The 17,306-nt window shown below is 36.5% G+C and carries 19 protein-coding genes and 1 tRNA gene; 5 read left to right on the forward strand and 15 right to left on the reverse strand.

Features of this window, described 5'->3' with window-relative positions:
• Positions 1-60 precede the first annotated feature (60 nt).
• The 12 genes from JSS34_01015 to JSS34_01070 form a co-directional block, all read right to left on the reverse strand.
• On the reverse strand, positions 61-969 hold the full coding sequence (locus tag JSS34_01015; GenBank protein MBS0184929.1) for a hypothetical protein: 909 nt from the start codon (positions 967-969) through the stop codon (positions 61-63).
• A gap of 66 nt (positions 970-1,035) precedes the next feature.
• Entirely contained in the window at positions 1,036-1,281 is a 246-nt protein-coding gene (locus tag JSS34_01020) for a hypothetical protein (GenBank protein MBS0184930.1), read from the reverse strand.
• A gap of 86 nt (positions 1,282-1,367) precedes the next feature.
• Positions 1,368-1,877, reverse strand: coding sequence for a hypothetical protein (locus JSS34_01025; GenBank protein MBS0184931.1), 510 nt, complete (start codon positions 1,875-1,877; stop codon positions 1,368-1,370).
• Positions 1,878-1,997: 120 nt separating this feature from the next.
• Entirely contained in the window at positions 1,998-2,198 is a 201-nt protein-coding gene (locus JSS34_01030; protein ID MBS0184932.1) for a hypothetical protein, read from the reverse strand.
• Positions 2,199-2,372: 174 nt separating this feature from the next.
• Positions 2,373-2,984: a PD-(D/E)XK nuclease domain-containing protein gene (locus JSS34_01035; protein ID MBS0184933.1), complete on the reverse strand. Its 612-nt coding sequence runs from the start codon at positions 2,982-2,984 to the stop codon at positions 2,373-2,375.
• Between the two features lie 152 nt (positions 2,985-3,136).
• The gene (locus JSS34_01040) at positions 3,137-3,565 is read right to left on the reverse strand and encodes an AAA family ATPase (protein MBS0184934.1); all 429 of its coding nucleotides are present in this window, start codon (positions 3,563-3,565) and stop codon (positions 3,137-3,139) included.
• On the reverse strand, positions 3,553-4,080 hold the full coding sequence (locus JSS34_01045; GenBank protein MBS0184935.1) for an AAA family ATPase: 528 nt from the start codon (positions 4,078-4,080) through the stop codon (positions 3,553-3,555). The genes JSS34_01040 and JSS34_01045 overlap by 13 nt, the downstream gene beginning before the upstream one ends.
• 349 nt (positions 4,081-4,429) lie before the next feature.
• Entirely contained in the window at positions 4,430-5,173 is a 744-nt protein-coding gene (locus JSS34_01050) for a hypothetical protein (protein ID MBS0184936.1), read from the reverse strand.
• Between the two features lie 226 nt (positions 5,174-5,399).
• Positions 5,400-6,800, reverse strand: a complete 1,401-nt coding sequence (locus JSS34_01055; protein ID MBS0184937.1) for a phosphomannomutase/phosphoglucomutase — start codon at positions 6,798-6,800, stop codon at positions 5,400-5,402.
• Between the two features lie 13 nt (positions 6,801-6,813).
• A complete protein-coding gene (locus tag JSS34_01060; GenBank protein MBS0184938.1) occupies positions 6,814-8,139 on the reverse strand; it encodes a UDP-glucose/GDP-mannose dehydrogenase family protein in 1,326 nt (441 codons plus the stop codon).
• An 18-nt stretch (positions 8,140-8,157) separates the two neighbouring features.
• Entirely contained in the window at positions 8,158-9,045 is an 888-nt protein-coding gene (gene galU / locus JSS34_01065; GenBank protein ID MBS0184939.1) for a UTP--glucose-1-phosphate uridylyltransferase GalU, read from the reverse strand.
• Between the two features lie 229 nt (positions 9,046-9,274).
• On the reverse strand, positions 9,275-9,571 hold the full coding sequence (locus tag JSS34_01070; protein MBS0184940.1) for a hypothetical protein: 297 nt from the start codon (positions 9,569-9,571) through the stop codon (positions 9,275-9,277).
• 217 nt (positions 9,572-9,788) lie between these two features.
• Here JSS34_01070 and nth point away from each other — a divergent pair, with 217 nt between their 5' ends.
• Positions 9,789-10,442: an endonuclease III gene (nth, locus tag JSS34_01075; protein ID MBS0184941.1), complete on the forward strand. Its 654-nt coding sequence runs from the start codon at positions 9,789-9,791 to the stop codon at positions 10,440-10,442.
• 15 nt (positions 10,443-10,457) lie between these two features.
• Here nth and JSS34_01080 read toward each other — a convergent pair whose 3' ends face one another.
• The gene (locus tag JSS34_01080; protein MBS0184942.1) at positions 10,458-11,321 is read right to left on the reverse strand and encodes a TIGR01459 family HAD-type hydrolase; all 864 of its coding nucleotides are present in this window, start codon (positions 11,319-11,321) and stop codon (positions 10,458-10,460) included.
• Between the two features lie 105 nt (positions 11,322-11,426).
• Between JSS34_01080 and JSS34_01085 the strand changes: the two genes are divergently transcribed.
• Positions 11,427-13,247 carry an ABC transporter ATP-binding protein gene (locus JSS34_01085; GenBank protein MBS0184943.1) on the forward strand — a complete coding sequence of 607 codons (1,821 nt, stop codon included), beginning with the start codon at positions 11,427-11,429 and terminating at the stop codon, positions 13,245-13,247.
• Here JSS34_01085 and JSS34_01090 read toward each other — a convergent pair.
• On the reverse strand, positions 13,244-14,251 hold the full coding sequence (locus JSS34_01090) for a polyprenyl synthetase family protein (protein MBS0184944.1): 1,008 nt from the start codon (positions 14,249-14,251) through the stop codon (positions 13,244-13,246). The genes JSS34_01085 and JSS34_01090 overlap by 4 nt on opposite strands.
• A gap of 287 nt (positions 14,252-14,538) precedes the next feature.
• On the opposite strand from JSS34_01090, the gene JSS34_01095 reads away from it, so the two are divergent.
• The 3 genes from JSS34_01095 (at position 14,539) to JSS34_01105 (ending at position 16,675) form a co-directional block, all read left to right on the forward strand.
• Positions 14,539-14,615: transfer RNA gene (locus JSS34_01095), tRNA-Met, on the forward strand.
• A gap of 418 nt (positions 14,616-15,033) precedes the next feature.
• On the forward strand, positions 15,034-15,489 hold the full coding sequence (locus tag JSS34_01100; GenBank protein ID MBS0184945.1) for a hypothetical protein: 456 nt from the start codon (positions 15,034-15,036) through the stop codon (positions 15,487-15,489).
• 757 nt (positions 15,490-16,246) lie between these two features.
• Entirely contained in the window at positions 16,247-16,675 is a 429-nt protein-coding gene (locus tag JSS34_01105; GenBank protein MBS0184946.1) for a hypothetical protein, read from the forward strand.
• A gap of 22 nt (positions 16,676-16,697) precedes the next feature.
• On the opposite strand, the gene recR is transcribed toward JSS34_01105, so the two are convergent.
• Positions 16,698-17,300, reverse strand: a complete 603-nt coding sequence (gene recR / locus JSS34_01110; GenBank protein ID MBS0184947.1) for a recombination protein RecR — start codon at positions 17,298-17,300, stop codon at positions 16,698-16,700.
• Between the last annotated feature and the right edge of the window lie 6 nt (positions 17,301-17,306).

The following is a 17,306-nucleotide window of genomic DNA, read 5'->3' on the forward strand; positions in this document are numbered from 1 at the left end:
CATTGCGGTAAAGAAATGTTCCTTTTAAAAACTATCTTTACAAAAGGCATAATAAGCGTTTTAAAGACGTTTTTTTGCTTTATAAGCAGTCAAAGCTTCTTTCATTTTTGAAGCAGAAATTTCACTCCTTTGAAAAGAAATATCAAAAGAAAGCTCTGGTTTTTCTTCCATCATTTTAAGCAAATCCCTTGCTTTTATTGGAGTTTCTTTGAAATTTTTATCTTCCTCATTTTTATGAGGCATCATTTTCTGTTCTTCTGATCGAACAGACTTTTTCCAAGCTACAAACGTCTCAGGATTAGCTCTTTTAAGAAATTCCCTAGCAAAATCAGCTCCATAAATGGAAATATGATCGTTGGTTGGATTATACGAAGCAACCTGTTTTCCATCTTGAGTATAAAGAAATTCTCCCGCGTGATTCATCCCATATAATAAGCCGCCCTGCCATATAATCCGATCAAATGCGTCGCTATCAACTTTTATTATACCCAAAATTTTGGTGAAAATAGGTTCTGAACATACAAATCGAATTCTCATGGGTTTTCTATCTCTGTTCTCACCATCTAACTTTTGATACTTTTTTACAAAATCATCTCCTGTCATGACAGAAAAGTCATTGATAGATGGTCTTCTGATGACCCCTTGGCTTAATTCAGGAGAAAGTACTTGATCATAATATACATTAATTTTTAGATTTTCCTTTTCTGAAGGAAGTAACTTATCAAAGCCTTTTACAAAAGTTTGTATATCATTCCCTTCAACGCGCTGGTTCTTTCTATCAAAGATCATATAAGGTTGGGCTGGATTCACAAACGCCTCACCCAATACCAACGGCTCCAAAGACACAAGAATGGTAAAATCCGCTCGGTCCTCCCTGCCTGCATGAAAATCTTTAAGAGGAGCCGAAGAAAGAGGTGCTCCAAAGGCAAGAAAACTTAAAGTAAAAGCTCTGATTTTAGTGTACTTCATTGAATCTCTCCTTATGTTTTAACGTTATCTTTTCATTCCCGTATAAGACGTCATTTCAAAAAATCTTTAAGGATATCTTCTTGTTTCAATTGAATTATATGAACCATCTTCTAATATGCACAATCTTTCCAACCTTTCTTGTAACTGACTCTTTGCCCAGGGATCGAGCTCATGCTTAGGTAAAACAAATTCCATATCCTCTCCCCAGTCCGTCCGTAGGACATCTTTAAGCTCTACATTTTTTGCATACCAATATCCTTTTGGATCAAAAGCCCCTGTGATGCCTACTTTCTCAAATATCCCTGGCATCATACCATCCGCGTTTTGGCTTTTAATCCTTATCTCCCCTCTTATGTCTAAAGGGAGCCCTTTAAGAACGTCTCTTACAAACTTTCCATTTAAAACAAGTTGCCCTGCTCCAAAATTGTTCTCAAAGTATTTTTTGCCACTGGTATTATATCAAAGTATTTTCTGCCACTGGTATTATAATAAAACTCTCCTCTATCATTGCGCACCAAGACATACCCACTGCCGAGAAACCAACATGGGGTTACAATTTTCTTATTCAAATCCTCTAAAATATATGGATAAATAAGTTTTTCAAACGCTTCATGTCCAATTCCTTTTATGCGATACTGCGCTGCTCCTATTCCGGGAACCCCTATGAGATCAGGACTTCTAATTTCGTGCGCCTTAAAATCGAATATTGCCTTGGCGTTTTTCTCCAATTTTTCATCAGAAGGAAAATAAGAGAGAGCCCTATTCAAATCTTTAGCCTGTTGTTCCATAAAAGTAGAATTTTTGTGCTTACCGATTGATTCCTGTGCCATAGCCTTTAAAGAAGAGAAAAAAGATCCCATTATAAGCACAGTTATTAAAGAGACGTACGTCAATATTTTGAATTTCATGTTAACCCCCCTTGATTATTTAGCTGCCCATGACCTTGAAATAAATTATATTCTCTTTGGACAGCTTCACCGCCGATGCTTGAATCCAACGCATCTACAACCCCTTCCTCATTTTCATCCTCAAAAAATAAGTCTGACCCTATGAAAATTTGCAATTTCAAGTTGTGGAACTCTCCAAGAGTTGCCTATTTCATCTTCAGCCATTTTTGCTGTTTCAGGCCTTAGAGACGCTCTATTTTCCATCGCCCTCACAAAAGAAAAAGGAAGAGCTGCAAGCATAAGCACACTTAAAGAAATCTTGTTTATCTTATTATACTTCATGGGTTTTTCTCCCTGTTTATTCTTTTTTTATTTTCTTATGTTTGGTCTTTATGGTTATTTTTCTAATTCTTATAATATACTAATTTTTAGATTTTAACACTCTTAAAAAAACATACAGACTTAAAGAAAAAAATGAGAAGTTAATTTCTCCTAAACAAAAGAGTACCTATAGTTTTATACCTCTTGGACAAGGCAAAATTTCTTCCCTGAAAATGAAAGCCCAATTTTTAAAAGACGCGTGAGACCGCGTTGCTCAATTTCTCTATAATAAGCTTTTTGAGAAATTTGCCTCAGGGCTTCTTCAGCTGTTTGTTTCAAAAGAGCCACCCTCTCAGTTTCCGAAAGAGGTTTACCCTCCGGTTCTTTAAGGCGCTTAAATTCCATTAGAATACTAAGTTTCTGAGCATCTCGCGATATAATTGCATAATCATAGCGTCCCTCACCACTTTCAGGGTTGGACCTAATTTCATAAAGGGAAGACGCATGCAAACTTGCCGTAAGTCCAATCATTAACCCATGATAAAAAGCTTCCGGGGTTCGGCTCGCGTCATGAACACTGACGGTGTGCTCCAAGAGTTCCTTTAAGTCAGCAGAGAATTTCTCGATATTCCCTGTTAAAAGAGCATTCAAAAATTGATTGTACCATTCAAGTCCATAATCATGAACAAACCATTCTTTAATTATTTTTTTAAGAAGAAAGCTTACTTCTTTATTTGGAATAACAAGCGTGCATAAAGTTCCATCATCGATATATTGATGATTCATCGCCGTTAAATATCCTGTCATCAAAAATAAGCTCCAAATCGATGTCGGATTGCTTCTTTTCAGATCGGAAAACACTACATTCTCATCAATAAGTTTCTCAAGAGTATGTTCTTGAAGAAGTGATTCAAAATCCTCTTTAAAGGAAAAACTTGCCCCTGTTAGAAGAGATTTAATCAGTTCGTTATCGGATGTATTGACCCAATAAGGCTGAAAACTCCGCCTTTTTGAATAAAGTTAATAATTGACCAAGGGTTGTAAACGGTAACATCTGACATATGATATCCATTGTACCAATCTTTAACTTCTATTACTTTTCCTTCCATATGAGCTTGCGTCAAGAGATCCTCAACTTCGCCTTCTGTAAACCCAAAATAAGAACTATATTTTGAATTCAAAACAGAAAAGACATCAAGATGATTAAGTCCTGAGAATAAACTCTCACGTGATACCCGCAAGATTCCCGTCAAGACCGCTTTATAAAGACAAGGGTTATCTTTAAGACACGCACTTAGAAAATTCCGGAAAAAAGACACGAGCGTCTCATAAAATCCTTTGAGATATCCTGCATGGATGGGAGTATCATATTCGTCTATGAGAACAATGGTTTTTTTTTATGATGCATAAAAAGGCATTCCGTGAGTGTCTTAAGAGAATCTTTAAGTTGGGCTTGATTTGCTTCTCTTTTTAAAATTCGAGTATATAAAAATTTAAGCTCTTCCGGAAGGATATCGCTTTTTTGCAAATAAGAAAAATTTTTATAAAGACTTACGATGATTTCGTAAATCTTATCATAAGCCAAAGCAAAATTATCTTCTTTGATATCTTTAAAAGAAAGAGAAATGACGGGGTATTGACCCTGATAGTCTTCATATATCGTTTCTTGAGAAATTTTAAGCCCTTTAAAAAGTCCCTTTGTCGAAATTGAGCTAACTTCCGGAGCAAAAAAGTACTGAAGCATGGAAAAGTTGAGTGTTTTTCCAAATCGTCTTGGACGCCTAATAAGAATAACTTTAGCAGCCTCTGTAATAACCTCTTTAATGAAAAGCGTTTTATCAACAAAATTAAATTTCTCATCAATGAGAGTTCTAAAGTCACTTTCTCCAATAGGAAGCTTCATTGAATCCTTATCCTCTTTGTGCTCTATCTAAAGATGCTTTTAAAGCATTTTTCTGTTTAGCGTATCTTAAATCAAGCTCAAATGAAATCTTTAGAAGACTTTTTCTTGAGAGAAGACCCAAACACCTTGTCATTAAAAAGATATTGATAGGACGCATGCATGTATCAAAAGAATTAAAAAAGAGAGAATTTTAGTCTAAAAATTCTCTCTTTCTTTCAAAGACCTCTTTAAAAAGTTATGACTTCTTCGTTTCTAAACCCGATATTGTCTCTTCTATAATTTGAAGTATAGGCATACCTTTTAAAAGATCTTGTGCAACTTGTATATTAATTAAGGATTGCTCATGGTCCTATACAATGGACAAAGCTTCTTTTGCTTTGATTTGCGATGCATGAAAACCCTCTTCATCTTTTATGAATCCAACAGCTCTTAGTGCCGCATTATCAGTAGGCTGAGGAGATGCCGACATTTTAAGAGTTACATCAACTTTTGCATTTTCATCTAATTTTTTCAAAACATTTTTTGCAAGAGCAGCGTTCTCAATCCTAACCTTTCCTGATCTGAACTCATGGGATAAGAGCCGGTTTCCCCTCGTCGCATCATAAATATCTTCACCATTTCCAGTATATGTTCTAATATAATTATCATGTACCCATATGTGAGAAAAGGGCCCGTTATTCTGAGGAAATGCCCAAGCACCCCTAATGAGGTAATGGGTCGAAGGATTTATCCTATGATAGTCCAGAAAAATGTTCTCAACCCTGGGAATCATTATCTCTTTCCTCGCCCACGTAGAAAAGTCACCTCCCGACATTTCTACACGATCCTCATTAGAAAAAGCCCCATATTTTTTTAAATTCTCTAAATCCGTTACAGAAGCGTCAGGAGAAATTTTTACTGAAACCTTAATTTTATCTTTCTCTTTCTCAGGCAAGAGGTCCAGCATGGCCGCAATTTTAAGAGCATCTGTTCCACGGATCGTTTTATTGGAGAGATCTACGACAACATAAGGTTTTTCCTTGAGCTCAGACATAGAAAAAAGTGAACGCACCTCTTTTTTCGTTTTTGGTTTTGCTTCAGAAAGTATTGTCATAGAATCATCACGCCCTCGTCATCTTTCCATGGCAAACGCAAGACTACTCGTTAAAAAGAATGCGGCCAATGAAACTGTTGTTATTTTGGTAAAATCCATGGTTTTTCTCCCGTATTTATGAGGCTGTTTTTATAATCTTACGGCTTTATTTTTATTGTTTCATTCTTTAATGATATCATTTTTATTAAGAATTTATAGTCTTAAAATTCTTTTAATGTTTTTGGCCCTACAGGGCTTTTTCTAACTCAAGATGAATGCCAAAGGACTTAAGCCGCTCAAAAAGGTCTGTTTTCAGGTGTTTTAATCCTTCAGCGGTTTCTGCTTCAATTCGCATGGTTAAAACATCTTGCGTATTTGAAGCTCTAATGCCCCACCAGCCTTCTTTAAAGGTTGCGCGAATACCATCGAGATCATTAAAAGAAACGCCTTCCTTTAAAAGGTCTTCTTTAATCTTCTTTAAAATTTCTTTCTTATCTTTTCCTGCGCTTTCAATTCTAATCTCAGGCGTATTTTCCCGTTTTGGAAGGTCATCATAAAGCTCAGACAAACTCTTTGAAGACATATTTAAAATTTCAAGAAGTCTTAATGCCGCATAAAGAGCGTCATCATATCCATAATAACGATCGGCAAAGAAAATATGACCGCTCATTTCACCGGCAAGAGGCGCTTTCATCTCACGCATTTTTGATTTAATCAGAGAATGTCCTGTTCTTTCCATAATCGGAACACCCCCAAATTCTTCAATCTTGTCAAAGAGAAGTTGGCTTGCCTTCACATCTGCAATAATAGGAGCTCCAGGCATTGTTTTCAAAACCCCTTCGGCAAGAAGAATCAGAATCTGATCACCCCATAAAATTCGCCCTTTTTCGTCCATAACGCCCAAACGATCGCCATCTCCATCAAAAGCAAATCCGAGATCTGCATTGGTTTTCAAAATAAAATCTTTAAGCTGGTCTAAGTTTTCGGGAACGGTGGGATCCGGATGATGAGCAGGAAAATTTCCATCAATTTTTGTATTGAGAAGAATATGTTCTCCTGGAAGACGCTTTACCAATCGCTCTATAATTTCACCGGCAGAGCCATTTCCAGCATCCCACACAACTTTTAAAGGTTTTTTAAGCATAAATCCTTCAAGAAGTTTTTCAACATAAAGATCGCGTAGATCATGTATCTCAAAGAAAGATGTATGGGAAGAAGAAGAAGAAGAGGAAAGATTTTTGAGTTTTAACGCAAGATTTTGAATTTCTTGCCCAAAAAAAGGCTGTTTTTGAAGGGTTATCTTAATTCCGTTATGGGTGGAAGGATTATGCGAGCCTGTAACCATTAAAACAGCATCCACATCCAGTGCATAATGCGCAAAAGATGCCATGGGCGTTGGACCACATCCAATGGAAAATACGTGGGCTTTTTCTTCAAAAAGGCCACGATGAAGCGCGTCTACCAATTGCGGCGTGCTTAACCTTCCATCAAATCCCACAGCAATACGCGGTTGTTCTTGATTCTTTTTTTCACGGACAAGCTCTGCAAAAAGGCGCCCGATGCTATAAAAATCTTCCGGAAAAAGCGTTTCGTTAAAAATGCCCCGAATATCATACTCTCTTAAGATTGATGGATGAAATGTATGCACGTTAAACCTTTCTTTATAGATTTTGCCCTTTCACAAGGGAGCGGCCTAAAGAAATATAGGTAAAGGGTGTTTTTCTCATTTCATCAAGGGTATAGATATTTCTAAGGTCAATCAACAAAGGTGTTTTCATAATCTGATTCATTTTTTCAAAATCAAGGGCCCTGAATTCATTCCATTCTGTTAGGATAAGACCTGCATCTACTCCTTCCAAAGCATCATAAACGTTTTTCTCCCAAGAAATATTGGACAAAAATTTCTGAGCTTCCACCATACCTGCTGGATCATAAGCTTTTAAGATTGCTCCTTTCTCTTGTAAGAGAGGAAGAATTGTAAGACTTGGACTTTCACGCATATCATCCGTATTGGGCTTAAATGTAACCCCTAACACACCAATTGTTTTTCCCTTAAGGTCTCCGTTGAAAAGAGCTTCTATTTTTTCTGCCATCTGCTCTTTTCGCGCCTCATTTGAGGCCACCACGGCTTCAACAATTTTTAAAGGTCTTCCAAGATCTTGAGCTGTTTTAACAAGCGCTAATGTATCTTTTGGAAAACAAGAGCCACCATATCCGGGTCCGACATGTAAGAATTTTGATCCGATACGTTTATCAAGACCAATGGCTTTTGAAACAGCTTGCACATCAGCGCCTGAAGCTTCACATACATCTGAAATTTCATTAATAAATGCAATTTTCGTCGCTAAAAACCCATTCGCGGCATATTTAATAAGCTCCGCTGTTTCTAAATTTGTAAAAACAATAGGCGTCTCTAATAAGTTGAGAGGCCGATAAAGCTCACGAAGAGCCTCGCGTGCGTTCTCAGTTTCTGCCCCCACCACCACACGGTCAGGACGCATAAAATCTTCAATTGCAGATCCTTCTCTTAAAAATTCAGGATTAGAGGCCACATCAATTTTAAGATCCGGACGTTTTTTCTGAACAAGGTCCAAAATCTTGCGTCCTGTTCCAACAGGAACTGTTGATTTTGTTACAAGAACCGTTGGTTCAGATAAATTTTCTGCCACTTCTTCAGCCGCACTAAACACGTAGCTCAAATCTGCGTGACCATCTCCACGACGACTCGGAGTTCCAACGGCAATAAAAACAGCATCAGCACTTTTTAAGGCTTCTTTCAGGTCATTTGTAAACGTTAAGCATCCTGTTTGAAGTCCTTGTTGTACAAGCGTTTCAAGCCCAGGTTCATAAATCGGAATTTTTCCTGCCTGGAGATCTTTTATTTTTTTTTGATCTTTATCGACAGCCGTTACATGAACTCCAAATTGAGCAAAACACGCTCCAGAAACAAGGCCTACATATCCAACACCAATCATTGCAAGACGCATTTATAATTCCTCATATTTTTAAGAATGAAACTGATACTCTTTTAAAATAGCCGACATTTCTTCTCTTAAATCTTCACGCGCAAGAGCAAAAGCAACCGTTGCTTTTAACAGACCTTGACGTGTTCCACAATCAAATCGCTTTCCCTCAAATAAAAATCCTTGGAGCTCTGTGAAAAATGGCCCCTCTTTAAGCCCTTTTGCTAGCGCATCTGTTAGCTGAATTTCCCCTCCCACACCTTTTGCATGAGAATTTAAGATTTCAAAAATAGAAGGGTCCAAAATGTATCGACCTATCACAGCCATTTGAGACGGCGCTTTATGAAGCTCGGGCTTTTCAACAATCCCTTTTGCTTGAATGAGTGTCTTAGATTGCGCTTTAACATCTAAAATACCATAGTAACATGTTTCTTCTTTTGAAACTCCTTGTACAGCAACCATATGCCCAGAATTCTTATAAGCGTCGACCATTTGTTTTAAGCATGGCGTTTTACTTTGAATAAGATCATCTGCCAAAAGAACCGCGAAGGGTTCGTCTCCAATCAAATGTCGCGCACACCAAACGGCGTGACCTAATCCTAAGGGCTCTTGCTGACGTATATAAGAAATCTGACCAGGCGCCATTAAAAGATCATTAATCATTTCGAGATCTTTTGTTTTTCCCCGTTTTTGAAGTTCTGCATTTAATTCATAGGAATAATCAAAAAAATCCTCTATTGCGCTTTTTCCTCTCCCTGTTACAAAAATAAACTCCTCAATTCCTGCAGATCGGGCTTCTTCAACAGCATATTGGATTAAAGGCTTATCAATAACGGGAAGCATTTCCTTTGGGCTTGATTTTGTAACAGGTAAAAATCGCGTTCCAAGCCCACCCACTGGAAAGACAGCTTTTTTAACAGCACTCTGCATAAAAAAAATAGTCCTTTTATAAAACATTGTTTGAAAGTGTCCTTACCCTACAAAATTATGAGGAAACTTTCAATCACGGATGTAAGATTTTTTTTAATAACGCAGTGTAGAGGTTTTTGAAGTATTAAAAAGAAAATAAAGATCCCTTCTCAGTGAAGCTGCTGGATGGAGTTTCTTGTTTAAAAGAAAGCAAACTCTATGAACAAGAATTTTAAGACTACACGCTGCGTTAATTGTTAATTGGAACCAGCATTGGTAAAGGCTCCCAAATTATAAATGGTTTAATTTTTCGCTTGGCTTTTCTAAGATCATCATAATACATGACGTCATAAACATTTTGATCTTCTGGATAACTTTGATTGGCACGGTGTAATGAATTGTATGAAGGAACAATACCTATATTATCTTGTCCCAATAAACGTTTCACAATAGAATCAGGATCACTCATATTAATGGGCATTCCTACCTCATATAATGCCAAAAACATACGAATTGCTTCAGCCAGACAGCTTATTGCAGACGGCACTCTCATCTCTTTCCTAAAGAAAAGAGTTTTCGAGCACTTCATTATAAAAGGCCATAATTTAGTGATAAGAGCAAGAGTTAAGAGCAAATTCCATTCTTACTAAGAAAATTACTATTTCATATTAGCCAAGTAACCCTGTACAACCTTATCTGACATCTTGAAAGACCTTGTAAATTTCTCTATGGTTCTAAAATATTGACCCCTAAAGAGATTTACAATGACACCAAAGAACATAAACCTTTTTTTTGAAGCTTTGGAAAAGGCAATTCCCAATCCTCAAACAGAGCTCATCTATACAAATCCTTATACACTTCTTGTTGCCGTTGTCCTCTCCGCCCAAAGCACAGACAAAGGTGTAAATCGTGCAACGCAAGACCTTTTTAAAATTGTGCATACCCCGTCAGATATGATTCACTATGGAGAAGAAAATCTAAAGAATACCATTAAAACCATTGGACTTTATAAAACAAAAGCTAAAAATATTATAAAATTGAGTCATATTTTAGAAGATCGCTTTAAGGGAACCGTCCCGGCGACACGTGAAGAACTCGAGTCACTCCCAGGCGTTGGGCGTAAAACAGCCAATGTGGTTTTAAATGTTATTTTTGGGCTTCCAACATTTGCTGTGGACACCCATATCTTCCGTGTCTCTAATCGAACGGGTCTTGCCGTTGGAAAGACCCCCTTAGCTGTTGAAAAAATATTAGAAAATGTCGTACCAGAGAAATTCCGGCATAGTGCCCATCATCTTCTTATTCTCCATGGGCGCTACACGTGTAAGGCTCAAAAACCTCTTTGTCCGGCTTGCCCAGTAAAAAACCTCTGTTCTTACACCTTTAAAACACAAGAAATTTCTCCCAAATCCATTTAAAAGAATTTTTACATTTCATCTCTTAAACTCAGGAAGAACATAGGTTGGAACCTTCCCATGTTTTTGAAAGACATTCCTTAAATTTTTCTCAAAAGGAAGATCTTTTCCCGTCTCTAGGCATTCAAATTTATGAATTCCGGCTGGAATAAAAGCAACGTCTAATCCTTGCTGCACAGCTCCTGTAACATCTGTTCTGAGAGAGTCCCCAATACATAAAATCTTTGATTTATTTTCAATTTCAAGAACATTTAAGGCTCTTTCATAAACACTTTTATGGGGCTTTCCATGGGAGAAAACCTTTCCACCTTGAGACTCATACCAGTCCGCCAAGGTTCCCGCACAAATCAACTCTTCTCCTTGAATATGAACAATCAAATCAGGGTTAACGCAAACAAAGGGAATATTTTTTTTGAGACCCTTTTCTAAGAGAGCCATATAATCTTCTAAAGAGTCTTCCCAACTAAACGTATGGATTCCTAAAATAAAATCAGCTTTCTCAATGGAGATGGCTTCTTTTAAGCCTGGGACATCGAGCATATGACGGTCCTTTTCTCCACCAATAAAAAAGGCATGACATCCAAAATTTGGAATATAAGTTTCAATCATGGCACCTAAAGCATCATCTCCAGAGGTAATAAGCCCCTTATAAAGATGAGGATCTATCTTAAGATCTGAGAGCCGCTCTTTAATAAATATAGATTTACGCGGTGCATTCGATAGAAAAACTATCTGCTTTTTTAAAGTTCGCAACTCTTCAAGACTTCTTAATACATCGGGATAAAGAACTTTCCCGTCATGAATGACGCCCCAAAGATCAACCACATAACCATTATAATCCTCCCAAATATCTGAAAGACCTTTAATTATTTTAAAAGACATTTTTACACACTCCCTTTATACTAATAAATAACAATGCAATACAAATTTAGAGAAGATAATAGCATCTAATCGTTTTTGGTTTCCACTTTTAAGAGACTAACTTTCATGAAAATTATACAAAACCCTAAAATTTATCACCTTTTTTGTTTCCTCATTCATTTTATGAAACCTCAAAAGGGACTTTTTATTGTTTTGATTCTCGGGCTTTTTGCGTGGCCCCTCGAACAAAGCTTTTTTCCTTATTTTATTAAACTTATCATTGATGGATTAACACGTCTTGAATCTTTACAAATTCCTTTAAATGAAATGCCTATTTTTAAAGATTTAGGAAAAATTTTACTTTTAGGTCTCGTTTTCTTTCTCGTGACAGAATTTATCTATCGAAGTTCTGATTTTTTACGCGCTTTTTTGCTGCCTCCCTATATGGCACGTCTTCGAACTTATCTTATTGAGTATGTTGCACGTCAATCATTTACCTACTTTTCAAATAACTTCCCAGGGGCTATTGCAAATAAAATCAATGATCTTCCCAGAGCAGCTTATGAACTTTTTGACACCATTTGCACCTCTTTCATCCCTGGCATTCTAAATGGGCTTATTGCAATTTTACTATTGTTTATGCTCTCTCCCCTCTTAGGTCTGATTATGATGGGGTGGTTTGTTCTCCACTTAAGAATTTCTTGGGTCGCGTCAAAAAAAGCCAGCCTTTATGCTAAAGATCAATCGGAAGCTTTAAGTACCCTTTCAGGAAAAATTGTCGATGCTCTTAATAATATTTTTACAATTCGACTTTTTAATGGATTCCATTATGAAAAGAAATATTTAGACCATTATCAAACTTCTGCCGTTCAAAAATATACAAAAACACTTGCTTTCTCTGCCAAGCTAAAAACAATTCTTGGAATCTTAGGTCTTCTTGAATATACCGCAATGATTTCCGCAAGTCTTTATGGGTGGAAAATGGGTTGGTTAACGCTTGGCGATGTGGCATTTATCTTAACAATTCTTCAAAATATTATGCAATCTACGTGGTGGGTCACTTATGAATTTCCTCATCTTTTTGAACAAATTGGTATCTCACTTCAAGCTTATGATCTTTTAACACAAAAAATTACAATTCAGGAAATTCCTGGAGCCCCTGCGTTAAACGTCACAAAAGGAGAGATCGTCTTTGATAATGTAAGCTTTCATCACACATCAAATTCTTTAGAACATCCCGTTCTTTTTAAGAACTTAAACCTTACCCTTAAAGGAGGAGAAAAAATTGGTGTTGTTGGGTTTTCTGGAAGTGGAAAAACAACTTTTGTAAATCTTATCTTAAGGCAATTTGATCCACAGCAAGGTCGTATTTTAATCGATGGTCAAGATATTAAAGATGTCTCTCAAGCCTCTCTTTGGAATGCAATTTCCGTTATTCCTCAAGATACAAGTCTTTTTCATAGAACACTTTATGAAAATATTCACTATGGCAACCTAACGGCGTCTCGAGATGACGTTCTCATCGCGGCCCAAAAAGCCCATGCTTCTGAATTTATCTCTCTCCTTCCCCATGGATATGAAACAGTTGTTGGTGAACGTGGTGGAAATCTTTCTGGTGGAGAGCGTCAAAGAATTGCAATTGCGCGCTCAATTTTAAAAAATGCCCCCATTCTTATATTAGATGAAGCAACATCTGCCCTTGATTACAAAACTGAGAAAAACATCCAAGAAAGTCTTTTAACAGCGATGAAAAACCGCACAAGCATTGTCATTGCACATCGCTTGTCGACACTTTCTCGAATGGATCGTATTCTTGTTTTTCAAAAAGGAGAAATTATTGAATCTGGCACTCATCAAGAGCTTTTAAATCTTAATGGTTTTTACAAATATCTTTTTTCTCTTCAATCAAATGGCTTTCTACAAGAAACAAATGATTCTGTTCTTTAAAATGTTCGACTCAGAACAAAATCCACTAAGTTCGAAAGAAGTTTACGTTCTTCAGAATCTGGAAAAATTTCAAGCATTTTTTTAGACGTTATACTGAGAGTTAAGAGCTTATTTTGAATATCTTGGAAAACGTGATGTCTTTCAAGATAATTTTGTGCTTTCTTAAAATCATCTGGCCGTTGTTGATGCTCACAAAAAGTTCTTTTCCAAAAGGCCCTTTCTTCTTCGTTTCCTTTTTCATATGCTAAAAGCACAGGCAATGTAACTTTTCCTTCTCTAAAATCAATTCCCTTTTCTTTGCCGCCCTCTGCTTCTTTATAATCTAAAATATCATCCGTCATTTGGAAAAGAATACCTAGAAAACGACCATATTGTTTTAAATCCTCACATTCTTCGGAAGGAATGCCCCCTAAAATTGCACCAATATGGCAAGCGGCCTCAAAAAGAGAAGCTGTTTTTGCTTCAATAATTTCCTGATAGTGAGATTCCGTCATATTTAGATCATGGAGCGTTTCAAGTTGTAAAACTTCTCCTTGGGCAATTAAGGATGAAGACCGAGACAAAATTTTAAGGACATGAAGAGATCCATCTTCAATCATACATTCAAAAGCACGCGTAAATAAAAAATCTCCGACTAAGATACTCGCTTTATTACCCCATACTGTCTGAGCTGTTTCAATCCCCCGTCTTTGAGGACTTTCATCAACAACATCATCATGTAAAAGCGTTGCCGTATGTATAAATTCTATAGCTGCGGCAAGATTAATGGATCGTATGCCTTCATATCCCACCAACTTAGATGTTAAAAGAACTAAAAGAGGTCTAATCCTTTTTCCGCCAGCCCAAATTAAATGTTGAGAAATTTCTGAAATAAGAGAAACTGGACTCAGCAACCGCAGACGTATCAACTGATCAACAGCTTTCATCTCATTTTCTAAATAAGATTGAATATCCACCCAAATTTGAGAGAATTTATTTTCTTTGTTTAAGCTTTTATGCACCATATTCCTCTTTTAAAAAACTTCCTTTTTTGCCTACCTGAACCTTTCTTTAAATACAACAAAAGAATCTTAAACTTTCTTTTTTAAAATAATTTTTTAAGTTAAAATTTCTATTTTCTTTTAAAACACTTTCTCGAAAATTCCTTGACAAATAAAAGCTCCTTAAGCTATGAAAATGGTGAGCTTCTTAAAAGAGGGAAAATCTCATTCTGCAAGATGAAAACAGCTCTCTTCTCTATAATACACTTTTCTCTCTTTAAAAAGAACGCTTAACAAACTTGTCTCTATTTGGCGGAGTAGCTCAGTTGGTTAGAGCAGCGGAATCATAATCCGTGTGTCGGGGGTTCGAATCCCTCCTCCGCTACCAAGAACAGCCGGCTTTTAATCTATCTCGTTGCCCATTTGCAACAAACCGAGCAAAAGAAATATTTTATTTAAAAGTCCTTCTTTTTTTATCTGTTCCATCTTCTCTATATATTTTCTGTCATTTTTTAAGCTTTATGCTTTCTTTAAGATCGATTTCTATTTCCCTTTTTTTGCAGGGCTTTTAAAAATTTGTTTTCTTCTGACCGTTTTAATCTTTGCAATCTAAAACGTGAATGATAGGATCAATTTTATAAGAAAGCGCTTAATTGTTTACCATGACGTAATTTAAGTGCTATTCTGATGAATGTAAAATATTGATTTTTACATGGGGTGGAGTTACATTAATTTAAAGGTTTCTAAAGCCCCTTCTAGAAGTTTTAGAGTGGCCGTTCTTAATAAGTTAACATAAAGGGATAAAAATGAAAAAACATTTAGTTTTGATCTGTGCAAGCGTTGCTTTTGTATCATATGGGATTGATTCTGCCAGTGTAGCACAAGCAAGTGTACAAACTTCAAAAAATACGAGCGAACTAAGATCTGCAGGTGCAGCTTCTCTTGCGAGCTCACAAGAATTAACATTAATGGAAATTATCGGCCTCGATGATATTGCGTTGAATGATTTTCTTAATGCTTCAACAAACTCACCAAACGTTACTACGAAAGTTATGGCTGCAGCCAAAAAAGATGATCGTGTTATGAAAGCTTTACTCGCAAAACTTGAGAACAACATTAACTATCGCGATCAAATGCTCGTCACACTTTTAAATGATCCAGAATTCTGTGCGCTCGTCGTATCACCAAAATTCTCTGGCATGTTTCCAAAAACTGCTTCGACATTAAGTCAAGCAACTTCGGCATTGCCTTCTGGAAATTAAAGAAATTTGAGACTCCTAAAAACCGCCCTTCGTTTTAGGGCGGTTTTTTATTGTGTAAAATAGGGGGTTACCCTGACAAGATATCTTTTCATAACGTGTATAACTTTGTTTGTAGGCTTTGAAGAGCTTAAATCCGTGTCAGAAAAAGTGACGACAGATGTCGATCAAAAACCGATAAAACGAACAATTTTGCAAAAAATCTTTTCGAAGAGAACAGAAAGAAAAAATTTTATTAAACTCTCCCACCACAGATATAAAAAAAGAAAATCTGCTTAAAAAGATCCATCTACTGTTTCTATAGACCCAGTATAATGTTATGATTGGTAAGCTTCTTAAAGATGACAGCGCAACAGTGCAAACGATTACTTTTTCGGTTAGCCCAGTTTCAACACCAGAAGATGCTAACATCATTGCAAGTACGACACGCTCCTGCAGAAACTCTCCAATAAAATCGTGCTTTAAAGGAAGCAAAGAGGATTTGTTAAAGACTATTTTTGACTTTTAAAAAACTTAGTTTTCTTCAAAAAAATCATAAGTTTTTTTATTTTCTTCAAATTTTGATAATCCTTGTCTGGTCAGCGTATTAAAAAAGGAAATGCGAAGTGCCTTTCTTAATTTTAATCATTTTAGAAAAAAGAACAAACCCTCAATAAAAGGATTAACATAAATCTTTAATTTGTTATAATGGAGAATAAGTCTTATTATGAGAAATCTTAAAAACGTCTCTTTCTAATAAATAAAAAAGGATTTTCTTACCATGGCACAAAAAATAACATTTCTAACACCCGCTCTTTGTGTTTCTATAATGATTGGAATGGCTTTTCTTCCTCAATCCACAAAAGCAAGCATTAGAACAATGAAATCTGTTGGACGTGGATCCCTTAAGGAGGCCCCTGAAATTCCTATGAATGCTGATTCTTTGCGGTCTTTTATCACATCTGGGGCGCATTCACCCTCAGCAATTCATCAAATCATAGAACGTTCAAAAAAAGATCCACAGATTTTGCATGCTTTTTTACAAAAATGTGAATCGGATGTAGGATACCGCGAACACATTATGTTTTATATTTCATCTCTCGATGATCAAGAGTTGATTGATCTTATTACCCAGCATAAAGATAAATATGGTCGTGCTTTTAAAATGCTCAGTGACTTTAAGTTAAAAAACTTAGCAAAAAATACCTAATGCATGTTGCTGGCTTCTTGGATTAAAAAAAGCGGCGTTCTTTTAGAGCAGTCATAAGGGTTCCATCATCTAAATAATCAAGTTCTCCCCCTAAGGGCACACCATACGCAAGATGGGTTATTTTGAGGGTATAATTCGTATGTTGAGAAATATAATCCTTTAGATAATGGGCTGTTGTTTGCCCTTCGATTGTTGCGTTAAGCGCAAGTATGATTTCTTCAAATTGAGAGGCTTTAATGCGTCGCACAAGGCCTTCAATTTTTAAATCTTCAGGACCTCTTCCATCGAGAGCGGACAATGTCCCGCCTAAAATATGGTATCCTCCTTTGTACTCTCCCATCCTTTCGAGAGCCCAAAGATCCGATATGCTTTCAACAACACAAAGAAGATGATTCTCTCGCTCTATTGAGGTACACAAAGAACATGGATCTTCTTCATCCCAATTACCACATGAAGAACATTCTTTTATTGCATCCGCCGCAGACTTTAAAGCTTCCATTAAAGGATAAGCAAGACTCTCTCTTTTTTTTAAAAGATGTAATGCTAATCTCCGGGCAGAACGGGGCCCAAGCCCCGGAAGCCTCGACAAATGCAAAATAAGAGTCTCTAAAGATGATATTTTCATGGTAAA

Source organism: Pseudomonadota bacterium, assembly GCA_018242545.1.
Lineage (GTDB): Bacteria > Pseudomonadota > Alphaproteobacteria > 16-39-46 > 16-39-46 > 16-39-46.